This is a genomic window from Martinezella lusitana, assembly GCF_900094565.1.
Lineage (GTDB): Bacteria > Pseudomonadota > Alphaproteobacteria > Rhizobiales > Rhizobiaceae > Rhizobium > Rhizobium lusitanum.
Map to the genome: position 1 here is coordinate 24,105 of NZ_FMAF01000001.1, position 21,718 is coordinate 45,822.

At 60.6% G+C, this 21,718-nt stretch carries 16 protein-coding genes; 3 read left to right on the forward strand and 13 right to left on the reverse strand.

The window, feature by feature from the left end:
- Both GA0061101_RS00070 and GA0061101_RS00075 read right to left on the reverse strand, forming a co-directional pair.
- Positions 1 to 3,459 carry an ATP-binding protein gene (locus tag GA0061101_RS00070; RefSeq protein WP_037194194.1) on the reverse strand — a complete coding sequence of 1,153 codons (3,459 nt, stop codon included), beginning with the start codon at positions 3,457 to 3,459 and terminating at the stop codon, positions 1 to 3.
- A 1-nt stretch (position 3,460) separates the two neighbouring features.
- On the reverse strand, positions 3,461 to 4,696 hold the full coding sequence (locus GA0061101_RS00075) for a metallophosphoesterase family protein (protein ID WP_037194192.1): 1,236 nt from the start codon (positions 4,694 to 4,696) through the stop codon (positions 3,461 to 3,463).
- A gap of 222 nt (positions 4,697 to 4,918) precedes the next feature.
- On the opposite strand from GA0061101_RS00075, the gene GA0061101_RS00080 reads away from it, so the two are divergent.
- Entirely contained in the window at positions 4,919 to 5,905 is a 987-nt protein-coding gene (locus tag GA0061101_RS00080) for an aldo/keto reductase (RefSeq protein WP_037194190.1), read from the forward strand.
- Positions 5,906 to 6,019: 114 nt separating this feature from the next.
- Here GA0061101_RS00080 and GA0061101_RS00085 read toward each other — a convergent pair whose 3' ends face one another.
- The 5 genes from GA0061101_RS00085 to clpP all read right to left on the reverse strand — a co-directional run bounded on the left by GA0061101_RS00085 (position 6,020) and on the right by clpP (position 12,684).
- On the reverse strand, positions 6,020 to 6,931 hold the full coding sequence (locus tag GA0061101_RS00085) for an agmatinase (RefSeq protein ID WP_037194188.1): 912 nt from the start codon (positions 6,929 to 6,931) through the stop codon (positions 6,020 to 6,022).
- Between the two features lie 230 nt (positions 6,932 to 7,161).
- Positions 7,162 to 7,437 (reverse strand): DNA-binding protein HupB, encoded by a 276-nt coding sequence (gene hupB, locus GA0061101_RS00090; RefSeq protein WP_034507562.1) that lies wholly within the window; start codon positions 7,435 to 7,437, stop codon positions 7,162 to 7,164.
- 201 nt (positions 7,438 to 7,638) lie between these two features.
- Positions 7,639 to 10,059 carry an endopeptidase La gene (lon, locus tag GA0061101_RS00095; protein ID WP_037194186.1) on the reverse strand — a complete coding sequence of 807 codons (2,421 nt, stop codon included), beginning with the start codon at positions 10,057 to 10,059 and terminating at the stop codon, positions 7,639 to 7,641.
- A gap of 419 nt (positions 10,060 to 10,478) precedes the next feature.
- Entirely contained in the window at positions 10,479 to 11,756 is a 1,278-nt protein-coding gene (clpX, locus tag GA0061101_RS00100) for an ATP-dependent Clp protease ATP-binding subunit ClpX (RefSeq protein ID WP_034507566.1), read from the reverse strand.
- Positions 11,757 to 12,051: 295 nt separating this feature from the next.
- Positions 12,052 to 12,684: an ATP-dependent Clp endopeptidase proteolytic subunit ClpP gene (gene clpP / locus GA0061101_RS00105; RefSeq protein WP_037194184.1), complete on the reverse strand. Its 633-nt coding sequence runs from the start codon at positions 12,682 to 12,684 to the stop codon at positions 12,052 to 12,054.
- Between the two features lie 394 nt (positions 12,685 to 13,078).
- On the opposite strand from clpP, the gene GA0061101_RS00110 reads away from it, so the two are divergent.
- Positions 13,079 to 14,341, forward strand: coding sequence for a GGDEF domain-containing protein (locus tag GA0061101_RS00110; RefSeq protein ID WP_202032616.1), 1,263 nt, complete (start codon positions 13,079 to 13,081; stop codon positions 14,339 to 14,341).
- Between the two features lie 42 nt (positions 14,342 to 14,383).
- A complete protein-coding gene (locus tag GA0061101_RS00115; protein ID WP_092572779.1) occupies positions 14,384 to 15,628 on the forward strand; it encodes a cytochrome P450 in 1,245 nt (414 codons plus the stop codon).
- Between the two features lie 151 nt (positions 15,629 to 15,779).
- Here GA0061101_RS00115 and pstB read toward each other — a convergent pair whose 3' ends face one another.
- The 6 genes from pstB to GA0061101_RS00145 form a co-directional block, all read right to left on the reverse strand.
- Positions 15,780 to 16,538: a phosphate ABC transporter ATP-binding protein PstB gene (gene pstB / locus GA0061101_RS00120; RefSeq protein WP_202032638.1), complete on the reverse strand. Its 759-nt coding sequence runs from the start codon at positions 16,536 to 16,538 to the stop codon at positions 15,780 to 15,782.
- 107 nt (positions 16,539 to 16,645) lie between these two features.
- Positions 16,646 to 17,497, reverse strand: a complete 852-nt coding sequence (pstA, locus tag GA0061101_RS00125) for a phosphate ABC transporter permease PstA (RefSeq protein ID WP_051963349.1) — start codon at positions 17,495 to 17,497, stop codon at positions 16,646 to 16,648.
- Between the two features lie 11 nt (positions 17,498 to 17,508).
- Positions 17,509 to 18,480 carry a phosphate ABC transporter permease subunit PstC gene (gene pstC, locus GA0061101_RS00130; protein WP_037194180.1) on the reverse strand — a complete coding sequence of 324 codons (972 nt, stop codon included), beginning with the start codon at positions 18,478 to 18,480 and terminating at the stop codon, positions 17,509 to 17,511.
- Between the two features lie 73 nt (positions 18,481 to 18,553).
- On the reverse strand, positions 18,554 to 19,579 hold the full coding sequence (pstS, locus tag GA0061101_RS00135) for a phosphate ABC transporter substrate-binding protein PstS (protein ID WP_037194178.1): 1,026 nt from the start codon (positions 19,577 to 19,579) through the stop codon (positions 18,554 to 18,556).
- Between the two features lie 258 nt (positions 19,580 to 19,837).
- Positions 19,838 to 20,182, reverse strand: a complete 345-nt coding sequence (locus GA0061101_RS00140; RefSeq protein ID WP_037194428.1) for a cupin domain-containing protein — start codon at positions 20,180 to 20,182, stop codon at positions 19,838 to 19,840.
- A 145-nt stretch (positions 20,183 to 20,327) separates the two neighbouring features.
- Positions 20,328 to 21,611: an O-acetylhomoserine aminocarboxypropyltransferase gene (locus GA0061101_RS00145; protein WP_037194176.1), complete on the reverse strand. Its 1,284-nt coding sequence runs from the start codon at positions 21,609 to 21,611 to the stop codon at positions 20,328 to 20,330.
- Positions 21,612 to 21,718 lie beyond the last annotated feature (107 nt).

Sequence of the window (21,718 nt, forward strand, 5' to 3'; positions counted from 1 at the left end):
TCAGAGCTGGATCAGGTCCAAATCCCGACCGATCTCGCGTCTGGCGATCTCGACCAGGCTCATCTCATGGGTGAACAGGACAGTCTGGAAGCGTTCTGCGGTGCCGGCGAGTACCTTCAATCCGGCGCTTGCGCGTTCGTCGTCGAACGTCTGGAAGATGTCGTCGACGATCAGCGGCGCCGGCTCGTTGCGGGCGGAATAATCCTCCAGGAAAGCCAAGCGCAGGGCGAGATAGAGCTGGTCGCGGGTCCCTTCGCTCAGGCCTTCCAGCGACACATGCTCGCCAGCCACGCGTTCCGCCAGCAGCTGCCGCGCGTCGGTTTCGTCATGTGCCTCGACAAGGCGGACGAAGCGGTCGCCGGTCAGTTGCGAAAACAAGTCGCCCGCCCGCTTGATGACGGGATCCGCCTGCTTTTCGCGATAGGATTCCATCGAGCCCGCCAGCATTCGCGCGGCAAGCTTCAGGACCACCCATTGCCGCGCCAGGTCCTTCGCTTCCTGCTCGGCCGAAAGCTTTTCGAAAACCGCGTATTCGGCACTGACGCCGGTCTCGAGCGCCTGCCGCTGGCGCCGGTTTTCCGCCAGCCGCGCCGAAAGCTCGCCATGTATGGTGAACTGCCGCTGGTCTTCCTCGGTCAACCGCTCGATTTCCAGATCGGCTGCAACCCGTTCGAAATCGGCGAGCTGGACACGAAGCTCGGCCTCGGCCTTGCCATCCGCCTGTTGGCGGAAACGATCGCGGCTCTCGACCAACCGTGCATTCAAGCGAGTGCGCTCGCGCAGCCGCGACAGCAGAGCGGGAAGATCCGTAGCCCCTGGCAGATCCGCGGTCAGATGATCCAGATCGGCCAATATGATCGTGAGAGCTTCCTCGTGGCGCGCGACCAATCCTTCCGCGTGCTGCCGATCCTCTTCAATGCCGTCGCGCCTCTTCAACTCGCCGCGCATGGCGTTGGCACGCGTATGCAGCGCTTCGGCTGCGGCATCCGGCGGCAGATGATCAAGCTCATAGCCTGCGCTGGCAGCGAGGGTTGCGAGCCGGCGCTCGAAATCCGCCATGTCGCGACGCATGCCATTGACGCGGCGCAGCCGGTTGTCGCGCTCCGCCAAAGCATCGGGCAGCTCTTCCCATGCCTTCAGGGCCACAGACGCCATTTCCAGTGTCGCATCCGTCGGCAGGCCAAGGGGCAGAACGGCTTTGCCGAACGCCTCGCGCCAATCGACATGCCGTCGTTCCAGCGCCTGCCGCTGCTCGTCAAACCGTGCCAGCCGGTCGCGCGCCGAGCTTATCTCGCCCTCCCGCGTGCGACTTTCGCTCCAGCGCTCGGCAGCCAGGCGCAGGTGCTTCCGCAATCCTTCGGCCATCGCCACGGGTGGCAGGCGGCTGCTCTTGTAGCCGGTCGCCTCCGCAATATCCTGCAGGGCTGGAGACACGCGCGCTTCGGCCAAGACATTCTCGTTCCGCCCATCGAGCAAGTCGCGCAGCGCCTTGCGCTCGCGCAACAACCCTTCGACCCCTCGCCGCCATTCCAACATAATCGACGGATCGAGCGCGGTGACGCCGCAGGCTTCGAAAAGGCGGGCAAAGGATGCCTGGGCATCCGCCAGTGCCTTCTCGTATCCTTGCAGCCGATCGGATACGTCCTCGCGCTCCCGTCTCAGCCGCACTTGACGCAGACGATAATCGGCATGGCGCGCGACGCGATCGGCATCCTTCAACGCGGCATCGGCGAGACGATCAGCCTCGGCGACGCCGACCGTCAGCGCTGCAATCGTCTTGGCGTCGGGAGAGTGACCGGCCGCCAGCATTTCCTGGATGGATGCCCAGTGCCCATCGCGGCCTTCTCGCGCCGCAGCGATCTGTTCGCGCGTGACGATCGGCCCTGTGCCTTCGGCATCCGCCAGCACCCGTTCGATCTCGTTCAGTTGCTCATCATAACCGCGCAGCTTATCGCCAGCCTCGCGCGTTTTCGTGCGGGCCGCATCGATCGTTTCACGATGGGTGGCAATCTCGGCACTTTCCGGCAAGGGTGCAGCGAAAAGCGCGGCGATGTCACCGACCGGTGGCCGCAACCGCGCGGCCGCCTCGTTGAGATCGGCTTCCGTGCGGCGTATCTGCGTCTCCAGGGCGTCGAGACGGGCCAAGACGGAGAGGTCGCCGGCCAGTGCCTCCAATTGATCGATGTAAGGCCTCGGATCGATCAGGCGCCCGGCGAGGCTATCCTTTTCCAGTGCCACCAGCTGCTTGCGCTCGCCGTCGGATTGTTCGGCCAGCACCTGCAGCTGGCGCGAGAGCTGCCTGCCCTCCTCCACCAGTTCGGAGAGGCGCGCACGGTCCACATCGCTCGGCTGGAGCTTTTCCAATCGCTCGACATCGGGAACGCCCAGACGGCGTGCAAGCTGCGCAAGTGCTGCTTCATAACCGGCGAGCTCCTGATCGACGCGCGGCAGATCCTGGCGCTGGCTGCGATAGTTGCCGGTATCGGCAAAGAGCTGTGTGATATCGCCCGATATCTGCAGCAGCGCGTCATCGACATGGATGCGGGCCAGGTCTTCCTCGGCACGAACGACCGTCTGCCGGGCCCGTCGCAACTCCTCTTCGGCAACCTGCTTGTCGCGCAGCTTGTGTTCGAGCCTGTCGGCAAAGCCATCCGGGATGGCGGAGAGATCGGCAAGGCCGTCAAGCGCCATGCCTTCCGCGTCGATCTCGGCGAGCAGAGGCTGCAAGGTCTTCAGCTTCGTGAGCCGGTCCAGGGTCTGTCGCGTGTCATGGCGCTCGGCCTGCAAACGCTCCAGCTCAGCCTCGAGGTCGGCTGCCTCCGCCAGCAGCTTCTTCCAGTCGCCGGACTTGAGTTCATGGTCGCGCTCGGCCTTGCGGGCATCTTCATAGCGGTCGAGGGCCTGGTAGAAGCTACGATCCTTCGAGCGCCTGGCCGCATAGACGCCATCGGCTTCCGCTTCCAGCGACTGGCGCAGCCGCGAAAGGCCCGTCAGGCCGGAAGCCGCCGAAAACAGCAGGCTGCCGATCTCGCCGCCGCTGCGTAGCATGGCGGTCGCCCCCTGCCGCAACCGTTGCGAATCCAGGCCGAAGGCGCGTTCGAAGACATCGCGGCTCAAATTGCCGAGGAACGGCGCAAGAACGTCCTCGGCAAGCGGCGTCTCCTTTTCGTCGGGTGCAAGAAGTGTGCTCTTGCGCCCACGCCGGCGGCGGAAGGTGAGCCGAGTTCCGTCGCGCGCGCTGATCGCCGCGCCGATCCGCAAGGTGCCGGGCTCATGCAAAAAGCTTTGTTCGGCTGCGGCGGGAAAACCAAACAGCAGATCGGAAATCGCGCTCAGTGCGGACGACTTGCCTGCTTCGTTCGGGCCATAGATGACATGCAGCCTGGCGCCGGCACGTAAATCGAGCGTGCGGTCGGTCAGTGCGCCGTAGCGGAGAATATCGAGCCGGTCGAAACGCATATCAGCCTGCCCCCTGCCCGCGAGCCAGGAGCAATTGTCGCGCCTCTTCGATAAGAGCCTCCACGTCGTCATCCAATGGCTGTGCTGCCGCGCCAAGCCCGCCCGGCAGGCGCACCGCAATCTCATCGATAAGCCGACCCGCTTCTACAGCGATATCCGCGTCACCGGCATGCTCGGCCAGCAATTGGCGGAGATCGAGGGCGCCGTCTACGTCTACGATTTGCGCCACCGGCGGCTCCAGCCGCAGCTCCAGCTTTTCAAGCCAGATATCCTCATGTACGCGATGGCATGCAGCCTCGACCTCGTCGCGCCATTGCTGGCGGTTGGCAACTATCGCGCCGTCCAGCGGCGTGACACCGGAAAGCCGAATGCGTAGCGCCGTCATCCGCCCGGCCATGTCATCGGCGACCGGCTGCACCGCCTGCTCGACGCCGCGCAGGATCGCCGTCTGGTCGTCCTCCGGGCCGATGACGATATCGACCTGTGCGAAACGCGCCTCGTCGACAACCAGGCGCTCATGTTCGATCCGGCCGTCTTCGACCCTCACCAATACCGCGCCTTTGGCGCCGCGTTCGCGGATATTGCGGCCCTGCAGGTTGCCGGGAAAGATCACCAGCGGATCAAGCGCCACCACTTCGTAATCGTGCACATGGCCGAGCGCCCAGTAGTCATAGCCGCGCGAGCGCAGATCATCGACCGAGCAAGGCGCATAGGGTGCATGCGGCTCGCGGCCGGTGAGCGAGGTGTGGAGAATGCCTATGTTGAACCAGCCTGGCACGGGTGCGGGATAGGCGAGCGCCAGATTGTCGTTGGCCGAGCGCTCGGCAAAGCCCTGGCCATGCAGGGCCACCTGCAGCGCATCCAGTTTGACGCTGCCGGGCTTGCCGGTGGGGAACTCATGGACATTGGCCGGCAAGGTGATGGTCTTGGTGATGACGCTTGCCGCATCGTGATTGCCGCGCAGCAGATAGACCGGAATTCCGGCCCGCTCCAGCCGCGCCATCTCGCGGTTGAAGAACAGGCCGATCTTGTTGTCCTTCCAGTCGCCGTCATAGACGTCGCCTGCGATGACGAAGAAATCGACGCGCTTTTCGATTGCGAGCCCCACCAACGTCGAGAATGCCTTGCGGCTGGCTTCCACGAAGATCGCGGCGACAGCGGCATCCTTCAACGCCAACCCCTGAAAGGGACTGCCAAGATGCAGATCGGCGGCGTGGATGAAGCTGAAAGAGGGCATGGGTTCCGATCGTCGTCAGATATCCGGTCTCCCCTTTTAAGGAAACGAAGGCGTAATGAACACCGCACTGCGCGCTTCATCCAACGGTTTCGTAAGCGGGTGGAAACTGTCATATTCCTCGCTCACGCGATTGCGATCCTGCATTGCCGGTGCACCCTTGTCGCGGGTTCGAGCGGCTGCTACTCCGCTGGCATTTCATGACCAATGAAGAGGAGACATCTCATGAGACATCATGCTTTCGGGCGGACATCCTTCAGCGTGACAGACGTCGGCTTCGGCGCCTGGCAGATCGGCGGCGCATGGGGCGATGTCAGCGAGGCCGACGGCCGTGCGGCGCTGAATGCCGCTCTCGACGCCGGCATGACCTTCATCGACACCGCCGACGTCTATGGCGACGGCCGCTCGGAAAAGATCATTGCCGATGTGCTGAAGGTCCGCGGCGGCCAGCGCCCGATGGTGGCAACCAAGGCCGGCCGCCGGCTGAACCCGCATGTCGCGGACGGCTATACCAAGGCCAATCTCGAAGGTTTCATCGATCGCAGCCTGAGAAACCTCGGCGTCGAGAGCCTGGATCTCGTCCAGCTTCATTGCCCGCCGACCGAAGTGCTCTATCGGCCCGAGGTTTTCGCCGGTCTCGACGAGCTGCAGAAGGCCGGAAAGATCGGGGGATACGGCGTCAGCGTCGAAAAGGTCGAGGAGGCGCTGAAGGCGATCGAATATCCGGGCGTGCTCAGCATCCAGATCATCTACAATATCTTCCGCCAGCGCCCCGATCACCTGTTCTTCAAGGAAGCCAAGCGGAAGAACGTCGCGGTCATCGCCCGCGTGCCGCTGGCGTCGGGCCTGCTCTCCGGCAAGATCACCCGCGACACGCAATTTGCCAGCGATGATCACCGCAACTTCAATCGCCATGGCGAGGCCTTCGATGTCGGCGAGACCTTTGCCGGCGTTCCCTTCGAGGTGGGTCTGCAGGCGGTGGAAGAGGTGCGCAAGCTGGTTCCAGCAGGCGCCAGCATGGCGGCTTTTGCGCTGCGCTGGATCCTGATGAGCGATGCCGTGACCGTCGTCATCCCCGGCGCACGCAATGCCGAGCAGGCCAAAGCCAACGCAGCCGCGGCCGACCTTGCGCCGCTGTCGGCCGACGTCATGGCGGCAACGCGCGAGATCTATGAGCGCCTCATCGCTCCGCACGTTCACCATCGCTGGTAAGCACAGCGGCTTCGCATAAGGGAGTGGCCGGCCTCATCCCCGGCCACTCCTGATATAGTGTATTTTTCGTCACCGGAGAAACAGAGCGACAGGAGCACTGAATACCAACAGGGCTCAAACCTGCCGGACAATGGTTCCGATCACGTTGGTAAGAATGCGCGCGGCGGTGATGGCTGATAAACCGTCAATATCGGCAGGCGGATAGAATTCGACCAGGTCGAAGCCGGCAATCCTGGCGCGCTTGCCCAGACCCGCAATCAGATCGATTACCTGCGTATAGGTGAGGCCACCGGGCGTCCGCGCCGCTACCCCGGGCATAATCGAGGGATCGATGCTGTCGCAATCGAGGGTAACGACAACCTGCGCACCTTCTGGAATATGTTGCAGAGCGGCTTCAACGCCCTCAGCATGCACTTTGCGAGCCGTCACGAAACGACTGCCATAGCGCTGCGCGTCTTCGACTTCGGTAAGACGTGCGCTGCCGACGCTACGAAGAGCGACCTGAACCATGCCGCCAACATGCTGCATCTCGCTCGCCCGACGCATCGGGCTCGAATAGCCGTAGCGCTCGCCATGCAGCTCGTCTCGCCAATCGATGTGAGCATCGATCTGCAGTATCCAGACCGGTCCGCGATCCGCAAATCCGGCGAGGAAGGGGATCGTCACGGAACAATCGCCACCGATCATGATCGGTACGGCCGCTGACGCCAGTATCTTACGCGTCTTCGCCTCGATCCGGGCACGGTTTCCGGCATTGTCGTACATAGTGGTCGGGACGTCGCCGGCGTCGACACAGCACGGAGGCTTGCCGTTGAAAAGCGGTCCGCCGACATCGAAATCCCAGTGCTCGATCAGAGGCGCGTCGACCTCGCTCGCAGAACGAATGGCACCAGCAGCCAAGACATAGCCACTGCTGTCCTTACCGGGATAGGTGCTGCCGTGGCCAGCTGCGAAAATGACCGCGCGGGGCATGCCGCCGTCGGTTAGTTGATCGGGAAGGCCGAGAAAGGAAGGCGATGCGGTCATTTCTTGATGATCCCAATGGTCATTCGGCTGAAACGTCAACGTCAGGCATTCGAAAATACCCCGTGACGTTTTCTTCGCAAGAGAACGCACGGACCGTCCATCTTATTGGTCAGGGCTAGCGAACGAAATCCGGCCCTTCCCTACCTCAAAACGAAAAAAGGGGCCCGCCAAGCGGACCCCTCATGTTCAACACCCGCAAGGCAAACACCTCGCAGCGGGTGGAAACGAGATTAGCTGTTAACAGCGTCCTTCAGGCCCTTGCCAGGCGTGAACTTCGGCACGTTGCGAGCCGCGATATCGACCTCGGCGCCGGTGGACGGGTTGCGGCCCTTCGTGGCTGCACGGTGAGAAACGGTGAAGCTGCCGAAGCCAGCAAGGCGAATGTCGCCGCCCTTCTTCAGTTCAGCCTGCACGGCATCGAAAACAGCGTCAACAGCGGAAGCAGCGTCAGCCTTCGTGATACCGGCCTTCTCGGCCACTGCGGACACGAGCTCATTCTTGTTCATGTTTCCACCCCTTTCTCTGGTATGAAACGACTTATCTATAGCGGGGCGAAGAATACGAATGCTCTTACCCGCCGCAACCCCAAAAGCCCTGCAAATCAAGGAAAAGCAAGCGTTGCCATACGCTTTTCACAAAAAAAGACCGGCAAATTTGCCGGTCTTTTCGCCTTTTATGTCAATTCGACATAATTGAGGCAACAACGCTCAATGAGCGATCGTCGCGCCCACTTCATCCGCACCGTCAACGGTTGCGATCACTGGCGTTTCGACAGTGCCGTCCCATTCGATCGGCTCGGGCCGGCGAACCAGCGCGTGCTTGATCACCTCGCCCATGCGGGAGACCGGAACGATCTCCATGTTGTTCTTCACGTTGTCCGGAATCTCCGCCAGATCCTTGGCGTTTTCTTCCGGGATCAGAACCTTCTTGATGCCGCCGCGCAGTGCCGCCAGCAACTTTTCCTTCAGGCCGCCGATCGGCAGCACACGGCCGCGCAGCGTGATTTCACCGGTCATGGCGACATCCTTGGAAACCGGGATGCCGGTCATGATCGAGACGATCGCGGTTGCCATCGCGACACCGGCCGACGGGCCATCCTTGGGCGTCGCGCCTTCCGGCACGTGCACGTGGATGTCGCTCTTGTCGAAGAGCGGCGGCTTGACGCCGAAATCGACAGCGCGCGAGCGGACGTAGGATGCCGCCGCCGAGATCGATTCCTTCATGACTTCCTTCAGGTTGCCGGTGACCGTCATGCGGCCCTTGCCCGGCATCATCACGCCTTCGATCGTCAGCAGCTCGCCACCGACTTCCGTCCATGCGAGACCGGTGACGACACCGACCTGATCCTCGCCCTCGGCTTCGCCGTGGCGGAAGCGCGGAACGCCGAGATACTGGTCAATGTTCGCAGCGGTGACCGCAACGGACTTGGTCTTGCCCTTGATGATCTCGGTGACCGCCTTGCGGGCGAGCTTCATCAATTCGCGTTCGAAGTTACGAACACCGGCTTCGCGGGTGTATTGCTGGCTGATTGCCATCAGGGCGTCGTCGCTGACCGAGAATTCCTGCGGCTGCAACGCGTGTTCCTTAATGGCCTTCGGCAGCAGGTGCCGCTTGGCGATCTCGCGCTTTTCATCTTCGGTGTAGCCGGCGATCCGGATGACTTCCATGCGGTCCATAAGCGGCGCAGGGATGTTCAGCGTATTCGCCGTCGTGATGAACATCACGTCCGAGAGGTCATATTCGACTTCCAAGTAGTGATCCATGAAGGTCGAGTTCTGCGCCGGGTCCAGCACTTCCAGCAGGGCCGATGACGGATCGCCGCGATAGTCCATGCCGAGCTTGTCGATTTCGTCGAGCAAGAAGAGCGGGTTGGACTTCTTGGCCTTCTTCATCGACTGGATGACCTTGCCGGGCATCGAGCCGATATAGGTGCGACGGTGGCCGCGGATCTCGGCTTCGTCACGAACGCCGCCGAGTGCCATGCGGACATACTCACGGCCGGTCGCCTTGGCGATCGACTGGGCGAGCGAGGTCTTGCCGACACCCGGAGGGCCGACGAGGCACAGGATCGGGCCCTTGATCTTCGTCGCGCGGGCCTGGACGGCCAGATATTCGACGATGCGCTCCTTGACCTTGTCGAGGCCGAAATGATCCTGTTCGAGGATCTTCTCGGCATTGTTGAGGTCGGCCTTGACCTTCGACTTCTTGTGCCACGGGATACCCAGCAACCAGTCGAGATAGTTGCGCACCACGGTGGCTTCCGCCGACATCGGGCTCATCTGCCGCAGCTTCTTCAGCTCGGCATCGGCCTTTTCCTTGGCTTCCTTCGACAGCTTGGTCTTGGAGATGCGCTCTTCCAACTCGGCCATCTCGTCGCGGCCTTCTTCGCCGTCGCCGAGCTCCTTCTGGATCGCCTTCATCTGTTCATTCAGATAGTATTCGCGCTGGGTCTTCTCCATCTGGCGCTTGACGCGCGAGCGGATGCGCTTTTCGACCTGCAGAACCGAAATCTCGCCTTCCATGAAGCCGAGCGCCTTTTCGAGGCGGCCCTTGACGCTGGTGGTTTCCAGCATCTCCTGCTTCTCGGTGATCTTGATCGACAGATGCGAGGCAACCGTGTCGGCGAGCTTAGAATAGTCATCGATCTGGCTGGCGGCGCCAACCACTTCCGGCGAAATCTTCTTGTTGAGCTTTACATAGCTCTCGAATTCAGAAACGACCGAGCGGCTCAGCGCTTCGAGCTCGACCTGATCTTCCTCCGGCTCATGCAAGACATGGCCAAGGGCCTCATAGAAGTCCTCGCGGCCGGTATACTCGTCGATCTCCGCACGCGCACGGCCTTCGACCAACACCTTCACGGTGCCGTCGGGCAGTTTCAGCAGCTGCAGCACATTGGCAACGGTACCAACCCTATGGATCGCGTCCGGCGCAGGATCGTCGTCGCTGGCATTGATCTGCGTGACCAGCATGATCTGCTTGTCAGAGCCCATGACCTCTTCCAGCGCACGAATGGATTTTTCCCGTCCGACGAACAGCGGCACGATCATGTGGGGGAAAACCACGATGTCGCGCAACGGCAATACCGGATAGGCAATGCTCTCATTTGCCGCAGACGTTTTCTTAGTCATGTTATTTCCTTTCCGTCGTCCCGTTCCCGGGCTCTCTGCCGGCCTTAGGGGATTAGCCGGCTCTCTCACTTGGTTAACAAGTGGAGCTTCACATTGCCTATTTCAAGTCGCGCGCGACGCACTGTCGCCAGACAGCGATCCGCATATTTACGAGGAGGAACGCAACAACAAAGCACCGACGCCCGGCCACTCAAACACCGCCGACAAATCAGGATCCGAGGAAAAACGCCGGGCCCAAGCCCTATCCGTCGGATGCTCCAGAATCATGCCATCATGGCTGCAGCAGGCGCTCTTCACAACCGGGTTTGGCGGCGGTCCCACACGCTTATCCCAGACTTTATCAGCAAACTGCACGATTTTTCAAACAGAAAGGGGCCCGTCGACAACGAGCCCCTGATTCACGAACACAAATCGGATCGTTAGGCCGTCGCGTTGGCCTTTTCCTCCTGCCGATCTGCATAGATGTAGAGCGGGCGGGCCGATCCGCGGACCACTTCCTCGGAAATGACCACCTCGCGGACGCCTTCCAGAGCCGGCAGATCGAACATGGTATCGAGCAAGATCTTCTCCATGATCGAGCGCAGACCACGCGCGCCGGTCTTGCGCACGATCGCCCTCTTGGCAATCTCGCGCAATGCGTCCTCGTGGAAGGTCAGTTCAACGTCTTCCATCTCGAACAGGCGCTGGTACTGCTTGACGAGCGCGTTCTTGGGCTCGGACAGGATCTGGATGAGCGCGTCCTCATCCAGGTCTTCCAGCGTCGCCAGCACGGGCAGACGGCCGATGAATTCCGGGATCAGGCCGAACTTGACCAGATCTTCCGGTTCCAGCTCGCGCAGCACTTCGCCGACGCGGCGATCGTCCGGCGCCTTGACAGCAGCGCCAAAGCCGATCGAGGTCTTCTCGCCACGGGCGGAGATGATCTTGTCGAGACCGGCAAAGGCACCGCCGCAGATGAACAGGATGTTGGTCGTGTCGACCTGCAGGAATTCCTGCTGCGGATGCTTGCGTCCACCCTGGGGAGGAACCGAAGCGACCGTGCCTTCCATGATCTTCAGCAGTGCCTGCTGCACACCCTCGCCCGATACATCGCGGGTGATCGACGGATTGTCCGACTTGCGGGAAATCTTGTCGACTTCGTCGATGTAGACGATGCCGCGCTGGGCGCGCTCGACGTTGTAGTCGGCAGCCTGCAGCAGCTTGAGAATGATGTTCTCCACGTCCTCGCCGACATAGCCTGCTTCCGTCAGCGTGGTCGCGTCGGCCATGGTGAAGGGCACGTCGATGATGCGGGCGAGCGTCTGAGCCAGATAGGTCTTGCCGCAACCGGTCGGACCGACAAGCATGATGTTCGACTTCGCCAGCTCGACATCGCCGTTCTTGGACGCATGTGCGAGGCGCTTGTAGTGGTTGTGAACGGCCACGGACAGGATCTTCTTCGCCTGCCTCTGGCCGATAACGTATTCATCAAGAACCTTGATGATGTCCTGCGGTGTCGGAACGCCGTCACGCGACTTAACCATCGAGGATTTGTTTTCCTCGCGGATAATGTCCATGCATAGTTCAACGCATTCATCGCAGATGAAGACGGTCGGTCCGGCAATCAGCTTCCGGACTTCATGCTGGCTCTTACCGCAGAACGAACAATAAAGCGTGTTCTTCGAGTCGCCGCCGTTGCTGCCGCTGACTTTGCTCATATCACTTTCCTTCCAGCACGCCGTCAATTTCCAAGTTGAAATCGCGGTCCACTCTATGCATCCGCCGGACCTGCACCTCGTTATTAGCAGATCGCGGCGCCCTTCAGGGTACTGAACGCAGGCCCGACAAACGGAACTGCGTGGCAACGATCCCCCTCGAATGCCCGAATGCTATGTCATAAAAACGCTACATAGCACGAATGCCTACTATTACCGCGTTCCGTTCCACATTAAACCCCTATTCGATCACAAATGGGATAGAACTGTGGCGAGGAAGCCACCACCTCAAGGATAATCAAGAGGCGGCTTCACCTTCCATTTCGGTACGCGACGTCAGCACCTTGTCGATCAGACCCCATTCCTTTGCCTCATCGGAGGACATGAAATGGTCACGATCGAGCGTCTGCTCGACTTCTTCATATGTCCGGCCGCAATGCTTCACGTAAACTTCGTTCAGGCGACGCTTCATCTTGATGATGTCGCGCGCATGACGTTCGATGTCCGAAGCCTGCCCCTGGAAACCGCCGGACGGCTGGTGAACCATGATGCGGGAATTCGGCGTGGCGAAGCGCATGTCCTTGTCGCCGGCGGCAAGCAGCAGCGAACCCATCGAGGCTGCCTGGCCGATGCACAGCGTCGAAACGGCCGGCTTGATGAACTGCATCGTGTCATAGATCGCCATGCCGGCAGTCACGACGCCGCCCGGCGAATTGATGTAGAGCGCAATTTCCTTCTTCGGGTTTTCCGCCTCGAGGAAGAGAAGCTGGGCGCAAACCAACGTGGCCATATGGTCTTCGACAGGCCCGGTCAGGAAGATGATACGTTCCTTCAGCAGGCGGGAATAGATGTCGTAAGACCGTTCCCCACGGTTGGTCTGTTCAACAACCATCGGCACCAGAGCCATAGCTGTATCGACTGGATTTCTCATGTGCGTCCTTTACCAAGCTTGCCCCGGCGGCAAAAGCGCCGGGAATCGAATAAAATCCGTTACCCCTACATAGAGTGTCACTGCCCTGCACTTCAAGACGCACGAAAGCATAACCTCAAAAAGCACTAATGCCCTAGGAAGCGTTGACAAAGCATTTCTAATCGCCGCTTTCGCAATGCCAACCGGCCGGGTGTCGTGCCATGCGCAATTCACCGCTTTTCCCGACCGCAGGGTGAAGGAAGCATAAAGGACGGTGCCGGTACGGTGCAGGCGGCGGAAACGGCCAAAATTTACCAAGACACTTAAGGAACTTACCATCTTATTCGGCAAGGATAGGCCAGTCGCAGGAACCGTCCGCTCTTTCGCGCCGACGGGTTGGCCCTGGCAAGGAGAAATGCTGATCGTGCTTAACATGACCACAGGGTTGATCATCTGGTGCTCGGAAGCCATCACCCTGGCGGCCGTATTTCTTCTTGCCTGGTGGCACGATCGCCGATCGCCCGCCTATCTGATGTGGGCGCTGGGCTTTATCGTGAATGCGATTGGATTTGCGCTGGTGGCGGCCCGCGGTTTCATTCCCGACATATTGTCGGTCGAGATCGGCAATGCGATCGCGCTGCTTGGCGAAAGCGCCTGGATTGCCGGCTTTCGATGGCTCGACAAGCGCAAGCTCGAATGGTCGGCCCTGCTGCCACCCGTCATCTGGCTGGTCGGCGTCAGCCTGCCATGGGTCAATGACAGCTTCGTCAATCGCATCATCATCCATGACCTGGCCGGCGCGGTCGGCGCGACATTGCTCGCCTGTGCGGTCCGCCCCGCCGAAGGTCGGCGGGAACAGGCGCGCGGCCAGTTAGGCTTTGTGTTCATGGCTCTAGCCTGCCTTTGCTTCGTGTCCTCCGTCGGGATGGCACTGTTCGCTCCCACGCAGGAAGAGGCCTTGATCTATCGTGGCTATGTGGCGCTCGGCGATGCGCTGTTCATCACGGTCGCTGTCGCATTGATGGGCAAGTTGCTGATGGAGCGCGCGGAGCGTCGTTGGCGGGCAATTTCCATCACCGATACGCTGACCGGCGTTTTGAACCGCCGCGGCCTTCAAGACAGCTACGCGATTCTTGCCGGAGAAGGACAACGGCAGCCGCAAAAGCTCGCCGCGCTGTTGTTCGATCTCGACCACTTCAAGACGATCAACGATCGCTACGGACACCAGACGGGCGATCTCGTTCTCATCGAATTTGCGCGCATCGCCCACCAGTTCGTGCCGCGCGGCGGCGCGTTCGGCCGCATGGGCGGCGAGGAATTCGTCGCCTTCGTCCCCATAGACGATCAGGCACAGGCCGAGGCGCTGGCGGAAACGATCCGCGCCGATTTCTGCCGCGTCCCGCTGCTCGCGGGTCGTTCCCTGGTGCCGGCGACGGTCAGCATCGGCGTGGCAATCATGCCGCGTGACACCGTCAGCTGGGATCGGCTCGTCTCCTCCGCCGATCGCGCGCTCTACGCCGCCAAGCGCGCAGGCCGCAATTGCATCATCGTCTTCGACGAAATGGAAATCGCAAAGACGGTCGACGCGCCGCCAGACACAGATGGCGGCGAACTGGTTCCGACACTCGATGACCAGATTCACGCCCTGCGACGCATGGGCAAGCTCGCCGGCATGTGACGGGCTTTTCCGGCGCGATTTATTCCGATAATCCTTGTCATCATGACCACATCTTCTCTCCTCTCCATCGATTCGGCGGCCCGCCGCGTCTCTCTCGACGCCCGCGATCCCGCCTTCTATACGAATCCCAATGCGGTCTACGCCGCCTTGCATGCTCAATGTCCCACCTTTTACTGGGAGGAGCAGAAACAATGGTATTTCATAGGCTATGACCATGTGAACGGGCTGCTGCGCGACCGCCGCTTCGGCCGCCAGATCCTGCACATCGCCACGCGTGAAGAGCTCGGCATGCCGGCACCTCTGCCGCATCTGAAGAATTTCGATCTTGCCGAACAGTACTCGCTCCTCGAAATCGAACCGCCCGAGCACACGCGCCTGCGCACCCTCGTCAACCGCGCCTTCGTGTCCCGCCATGTCGAGAAGATGAAACCGGAACTGGCCGAACTGGCCACCCGCCTGATCGACGGCTTCGAGAAGGACGGTGAGGTCGAGCTTCTGTCGGCCTTTGCCGACGTCATTCCCGTCACCATGATCGCGCGGATGATCGGCATCCCGGAAGAAATGGGGCCACAGCTGCTGAAGTGGTCCCACGCCTATGTCCGCATGTACATGTTCGGCCGTACGGCTGCCGACGAAGACGCGGCGGATCAGGCCGCCAAGGAATTCGCCGACTATGTGAAAACCGTCATCCGCGAGCGCCGCGCCAATCCGCGCGACGATCTTTTGACGCACATGATCACCACCGAGCACAAGGGTCAGTATCTGACCGAAGACGAACTGGTGTCGACGACGATCGTGCTGCTCAATGCCGGCCATGAAGCGACGGTGCATCAGATCGGCAATTCCGTGCGCGTCATCCTGGAAAGCGATTATTCGCCGGCCGAGCTTTTCAAGGACGAGGCGACGACGGAACGAACGGTGGAAGAGACGCTGCGCATCTGCGCGCCCGTGCACATCTTCGACCGCTGGTGCCTGGAGCCGACGGAAATCGACGGGATCTCCTTTCAGCGCGGCGACAAGGTGGCGATGATCCTTGCAGCCGCCAATCTGGACCCGACGAAATTTTCCGATCCCCTCACCTTCAAGCCCGACCGCAACGAAGCACCCATCCTGTCGTTCGGCGCGGGTATCCATTTCTGCATCGGCGCGCCGCTGGCCCGGTTGGAATTGAACGTCGTGCTGCCGATCCTCTTCGAGCGCTTGCCCGGGTTGAAGCTCAAAAGGACGCCCGAGGTCAAGGACGTCTACCAATTCCACGGCCTGGACAAGCTCGAACTGACCTGGTGAGTTCGAGCCGCCCGCCAGAGGCGGGTGTTCGCTGTTTTCGCAGCCCGCGGCACGGCAACCGGCAAAATTCACGTCATGGCTAAAATGCAAAATGGCGCGTCCGACCGGCGCGCCATCTTAAATCTTGGGTTTGGACGATGCACGGACCGTATCAGCCGTAACGACCGGTGATGTAGTCTTCCGTGCGCTTCACCTTCGGTGCCTGGAAGATCTGCTCGGTCGGGCCGTATTCGATCAGGTCGCCGAGATACATGAAGGCGGTACTGTCGGAGATGCGGCTCGCCTGCTGCATATTGTGCGTGACGATGACGATCGTGAAATCGCCCTTCAGCTGCGACACCAGTTCTTCGACCTTGGCCGTGGAGATCGGATCGAGAGCCGAAGTCGGCTCGTCCAGAAGCAAGACTTCCGGGCGCAGCGCGATGGCGCGGGCGATGCAGAGACGCTGCTGCTGGCCGCCGGAAAGGCCAAGTCCGCTCTGGTGCAGCTTTTCCTTCACTTCGCTCCACAACGCCGTTTCCGTCAGCGCCGCTTCGACGCGCACGTCCATCTCCGCCTTGGAAATCTTCTCATAGAGCCGGATGCCGAAAGCGACGTTTTCATAGATCGACATCGGGAACGGCGTTGGCTTCTGGAACACCATGCCGACCTTGGCGCGCAAATCGTTCAGATCGACGTCCTTGGTGAGAATATTGCGGCCGTCCAGCAGGATCTCGCCCGAAACCGTCTGGCCCGGATAGAGGTCATACATCCGGTTGAAGGTGCGCAGCAGCGTGGATTTGCCGCAACCCGAAGGGCCGATGAAGGCAGTGACCGCATTTTTGCGGATGTCCATATTCACACCCTTCAGAACGCGATGGCCGTTCTGATAGGTGAAATCGAGGTTCTTCACCTGAAGTTTTGCGAGCATGCCGAGATCCGACTGAGAAACGGCGTCCTTCCCCGGCTGTGCGTTGACGCTCTGGAAACTGTTGTCGCTCATGTTCATGGTTTCATTCCTATCGTTCGGCGGCTGCGTCATTGGCGACGACCACTCAAGACACGGGCAAGGATGTTGAGGGCAAGGATGGCAACGGTGATGATCAATGCGCCGGCCCAGGCCAGTTGTTTGAGATCCTCGCCTGCATCGGCGGCGAGCGTGTTGATGGCAACCGGCAGCGTGGCGATTGGACCGGTCAGGTCTGCATTCATGAATTTGCTGTAACCGGCCGTAAAGAGAAGCGGTGCGGTTTCGCCGCTGATGCGGGCGACGGCCAGCAGGATGCCGGTGAGGATGCCCGTCCAGGCGGAACGGTAGACCACCATCATCATGGACTTCCAGCGCGGCGCGCCGAGCGCGGCGGTCGCCTCGCGAAGCGCGTTTGGCACCAGCAACAGCATGTCCTGTGTCGTGCGGTTGACGACCGGAAGGGCGATCAGCGCCAGCGCGAGGATGCCGGCGATGGCAGAGTTGCCGTGCATGGGCACGACCACCGCGCCGTAGACGAACACGCCGATGATGATCGAGGGTGCTGACAGCAAAATGTCGTTGAGGAACTTGGCAGCCTCGGCAAGTTTGCTGCCATTGGCATATTCCACCAGATAGGTGGCGGCGAGAATGCCGATCGGCGCAGCGATCACGATGGCGAGGCCCGTGACCAGCACGGTGCCGTAGATTGCGTTGATCAGACCACCACGCGAGCCCTGGGCCGGGATCGACATGGTGAACACGTCGAGGCTGAGCGCCGATACACCGCGATAAAGGAGGGTCGCAAGGATTACGCTCAGAAAGAATATGCCGAGGACGGCCGCGATGAAGCACAAGACCATCATCACCCGGTTCTTCCCATAACGCCTCGACACGAGGTTCTGACGAATTGCATTGTCCATGGGTTTTTTCCTCAGAGCGAGTCGCCGCGGCCGATCATCCACCGCGCCGCCGCAAGCACGCAGAAGGAAAGGACGAACAGGAGCAGGCCGAGCGCAATCAGGCTCGACAATTGCAGACCGTCGGCATCGCCGAAGTTGTTCGCGATCTGGGCGGAAATGGTGGTGGACGGCGAAATGATCGACGATTGCAGACGGCTCACCGAGCCTATCACGAAAGTGACGGCCATGGTTTCGCCAAGCGCACGACCGAGGCCGAGCATGATGCCGCCTACGAGGCCGCGACGTGTATAGGGGATCAGGATGTGGCGAGCCACTTCCCATGTGGTCATGCCCATGCCGTAAGCGGATTCACGCAGCATCGGCGGCACGGTGGTGAACACATCGCGGGAGATCGCGGTGATGAACGGCAGGATCATGACTGCCAGCACGAGGCTTGCCGTCAACAGGCCGACGCCCGGCGCCGGCGGCTGGAACAGCAGGCCGATCAACGGCACCTGGCCGACCGTCATCATAAGGAAGGGCAGGATATAGGTCTGCATCAGCGGCACGAGAATGAACAGACCGACGATGCCGTAGATAATGGATGGAACACCGGCCAGAAGCTCGATGGCCGTACTGATCGGACGCCGCAGGCTGCCGGGGCAAAGTTCCGTGAGGAAGATGGCGATGCCGATGCCCAGGGGAATGGCAATCAGCATGGCGATGAACGAACTCACCAGCGTACCGACCACCGCAGGCACAGCACCATAGATATCGGCGGGAGCGCTCCACTTCGTGCCCCAGAGGAACGAAAACCCGAAGGCCTGGAAGGTTGGCAAGGCATCGATGACAAGAACCACAATGATTGCCAGCAGCAGAAGCACGACAAGAGCAGCCGAGCAAAGCGTCATAAAATAGAAAATCCGGTCCTGTCTCCGGAATTTTCTCGTGATGGCGGTGGTATCCAATGCCTGGAAGCCAGCCGTCTGAGTCGCGTCAGCCATCGATTTCCCCTTGTCCTGTCACGAAAGGCGGACAGGGCCAAACCCTGTCCGCCGCACTCTCATCCAGCACAAATTACTTCGTGCCAAAGTCCTTCTTCCAGGACTCTTCGACAACCTTGGCAACAGTTTCCGGAACCGGAAGATAGGACAGGTCGGTCGCGTCCTTCTGGCCCTTTTCATAGGACCACTTGAAGAACTTCAGCGCTGCTTCGTTCTGAGCAGGATCGGCCGGCTTCTTGTAGAGCAGAACCCAGGTCGAAGCTGCAATCGGCCAGCTCTTGTCGCCGGGCTGATTGGTGATGATCAGGTTGAAGTTCTTGGCATGGGCCCAATCGGCGTTGGAAGCGGCAGCCTTGAATGTGTCGAGGCTCGGCTCGATAACCTTGCCGGCCGCATTCTTCATCTTCGCGAAACCGATGTGGTTGGCGACGACATAGGAATATTCAACGTAAGAGATCGAACCAGCTGTCTGGTTGACAGTGGTGGAAACGCCTTCGGAACCCTTGGCGCCGAAGCCGACCGGCCATTCGACCGCCGTGTTCGAACCAACCTTTTCCTTCCACTCCGGCGAAACCTTCGCCAGGTAGTCGGTGAAGTTGAAGGTCGTGCCCGAGCTGTCGGCGCGATAAACGACGGAGATCGGCCCGGAAGGCAGCTTAATGTCGGGGTTGAGGGCCTTGATGGCCGCATCGTCCCACTTGGCGATCTTGCCGAGGAAGATATCGGCCAGCGTCTTGCCGTCGAGAACGAGTTCGCCCGGCTTTACGCCAGCAACGTTATAGGAAACGACGATGCCGCCGGAGATCATCGGGAACTGGGCAATGCCGTTCTTCTCGAGATCAGCGTCGCTCATCGGCTTGTCCGAAGCGCCGAATACGATGGTCTTGTCGAGGAGCTGCTTGATGCCGGCGCCCGAACCGACGGACTGGTAGTTGACGACATTGTTCGTCGCAGCCTTATAGCCTTCGGCCCACTTGGACAGAACCGGCGCGATGAAGCTCGAGCCGGCGCCCGTGATGTCGGCAGCCATAGCCGAAGCGGCCATGGTGACAACCAGGCCAGCGGTCAGGCAAAGGGAACGGAGTTTCAGATTAAGCATAGTAGACTCACTTCCTCAAGTGAACAAAAGGATGGCGAGCAGAAGACCGGCACGGGGTACTCATTATAGATGACCTCCCCACCTCAATCTCCTGGCGACAAGGATGGCTCTAAAGACGCATTGTTTCAGTTTGATGACAGTTTAATGAAGCGCCAGTGACACAACCTGCAGCAATGATAATGGCTATCCCGAAAGCACATGGAAAAGCTTGCCGTTCGGCGGAAAACATCGGCCTCCTTGTTTTGATTCAGGGGGCTTTCAGAGACGGATCACATAGTCCTTGCGAGTCGTTTCAATGACTTCCCACGTCCCCTTGAAGCCGGGCCTCAAGATCATGCGGTCGCCGGCGCGCAAATGAAAAGCCTCGCCGTTCTCTGCAGTTACCACCGAATAGCCGGAGAGGATATGAAAGTACTCCCACTCGTCATAGACGATTTTCCATTTGCCCGGCGACGCCTCCCAGATACCCGCGTAAAGGCCGCCATCGGCCTCATCGAGGTTCCAGGTGCGAAAGCTCGGAGTTCCCGAGACGAGCCGATCTGCAGCGGGCGCGCCGGTCTCCGGCTCGACGCCATCGATATTCAATCGCAGATATGCCGTCACAAATGCCTCCTGTCGATGCGCTTCGGCGGCAAAGCCTCAGCAGTCCGCGGTCGCTTCCTTGCGATCACGGGACCGAGACAAGCACGAAACGACGACCCATCAAAGATAGCCGGCAGGCTTTTTCAGCCCTTTATCGACGCGGCCCTCAGACTTTCGCCAGTGCCTGCTCCAGGTCGGCGATGATGTCCTTGACGTCTTCGATGCCGACCGACAGACGCACCACATCGGGGCCGGCGCCGGCGGCGACCTTCTGTTCGTCGGTCAACTGCTTGTGCGTCGTCGAGGCCGGATGGATGACCAGAGAGCGCGTGTCGCCGATGTTGGCGAGATGCGAGAAGAGTTCCAGTCCCTCCACCAGTCCCTTGCCCGCTTCATAGCCGCCTTTCAGTCCGAAGGTGAAGACCGATCCCGCCCCCTTCGGCGAGTAGCGCTGCTGCAGAGCATGGTTCGGATCATCCTCGAGCCCGGCATAGTTCACCCAGGCCACCTTCTCTTGCTCCTTCAGCCACCGCGCGACGGCAAGCGCATTGTCGGAATGGCGCTGCATGCGCAACGGCAACGTCTCGATGCCAGTCAGAATGAGGAAGGCGTTGAACGGCGAGATTGCCGGGCCGAGATCGCGCAGGCCGAGGACGCGGCACGCAATGGCGAAGGCAAAATTGCCGAACGTCGCGTGCAGCACGACACCATTATATTCCGGCCTCGGCGCCGACAGCATCGGATAGTTGCCGGAGGCCGACCAATCGAAGGTGCCGCCATCGATGATGACACCACCCATGGAATTGCCGTGTCCGCCGAGGAATTTCGTCAGCGAGTGCACGACGATATCGGCGCCATGTTCCAATGGCCGGATGAGATAGGGACTTGCCATGGTGTTGTCGACGATCAGCGGCAGACCATGCCTGTGGGCAACGGCGGCGATCGCGTCGATATCGACGAAGGTGCCGCCGGGATTGGCGAGGCTCTCGATGAAGATGGCGCGCGTGTGGTCATCGATCTGGGCTTCGAAGGTGGAGGGATCGGCTGAATCGGCCCAACGCACCCGCCAATCGAAATTCTTGAAGGAATTGCCGAACTGATTGATGGAGCCGCCGTAAAGCCTCTTGGCGGCGACGAAATTGTCGCCCGGCCGCATGATGGTGTGGAAGACGAGCATCTGGGCGGCATGACCCGAAGCGACCGCAAGTCCCGCCGTTCCGCCTTCCAGAGCGGCCACCCGCTCCTCGAGCACGGCCTGTGTCGGGTTCATGATGCGCGTATAGATATTGCCGAACTGCTGCAGCCCGAAGAGTGCCGCGGCATGATCGGCATCCTGGAAGACGAAAGATGTCGTCTGATAGATCGGCGTGGCGCGAGCGCCCGTCGTCGGATCCGGCTGCGCGCCTGCGTGGACGGCCAGCGTGTCGAAACCCGGATTGTTCGTCGGCATGATTTTTCCTCCCGCCAGTTTTATCTGTGACGGGGAAATCATAGCGTCTGGCGTATGAAAGTTAACCGCGAACTTTGCTGCACTTTCCGGCCCGCGGGAAAAACGTG

Bases quoted from the DNA above. Each gene is read 5' to 3' on its own strand.
- pstA (WP_051963349.1), bottom strand. From the start codon at position 17,497: ATGGACAATGCAATTCGTCAGAACCTCGTGTCGAGGCGTTATGGGAAG.
- clpX (WP_034507566.1), bottom strand. From the start codon at position 11,756: ATGAGCAAAGTCAGCGGCAGCAACGGCGGCGACTCGAAGAACACGCTT.
- clpP (WP_037194184.1), bottom strand. From the start codon at position 12,684: ATGAGAAATCCAGTCGATACAGCTATGGCTCTGGTGCCGATGGTTGTT.
- lon (WP_037194186.1), bottom strand. From the start codon at position 10,059: ATGACTAAGAAAACGTCTGCGGCAAATGAGAGCATTGCCTATCCGGTA.
- GA0061101_RS00075 (WP_037194192.1), bottom strand. From the start codon at position 4,696: ATGCCCTCTTTCAGCTTCATCCACGCCGCCGATCTGCATCTTGGCAGT.
- GA0061101_RS00070 (WP_037194194.1), bottom strand. From the start codon at position 3,459: ATGCGTTTCGACCGGCTCGATATTCTCCGCTACGGCGCACTGACCGAC.
- GA0061101_RS00080 (WP_037194190.1), top strand. From the start codon at position 4,919: ATGAGACATCATGCTTTCGGGCGGACATCCTTCAGCGTGACAGACGTC.
- GA0061101_RS00110 (WP_202032616.1), top strand. From the start codon at position 13,079: ATGCTGATCGTGCTTAACATGACCACAGGGTTGATCATCTGGTGCTCG.
- pstC (WP_037194180.1), bottom strand. From the start codon at position 18,480: ATGGCTGACGCGACTCAGACGGCTGGCTTCCAGGCATTGGATACCACC.
- GA0061101_RS00085 (WP_037194188.1), bottom strand. From the start codon at position 6,931: ATGACCGCATCGCCTTCCTTTCTCGGCCTTCCCGATCAACTAACCGAC.
- pstB (WP_202032638.1), bottom strand. From the start codon at position 16,538: ATGCTCGCAAAACTTCAGGTGAAGAACCTCGATTTCACCTATCAGAAC.
- GA0061101_RS00115 (WP_092572779.1), top strand. From the start codon at position 14,384: ATGACCACATCTTCTCTCCTCTCCATCGATTCGGCGGCCCGCCGCGTC.
- hupB (WP_034507562.1), bottom strand. From the start codon at position 7,437: ATGAACAAGAATGAGCTCGTGTCCGCAGTGGCCGAGAAGGCCGGTATC.
- pstS (WP_037194178.1), bottom strand. From the start codon at position 19,579: ATGCTTAATCTGAAACTCCGTTCCCTTTGCCTGACCGCTGGCCTGGTT.
- GA0061101_RS00145 (WP_037194176.1), bottom strand. From the start codon at position 21,611: ATGCCGACGAACAATCCGGGTTTCGACACGCTGGCCGTCCACGCAGGC.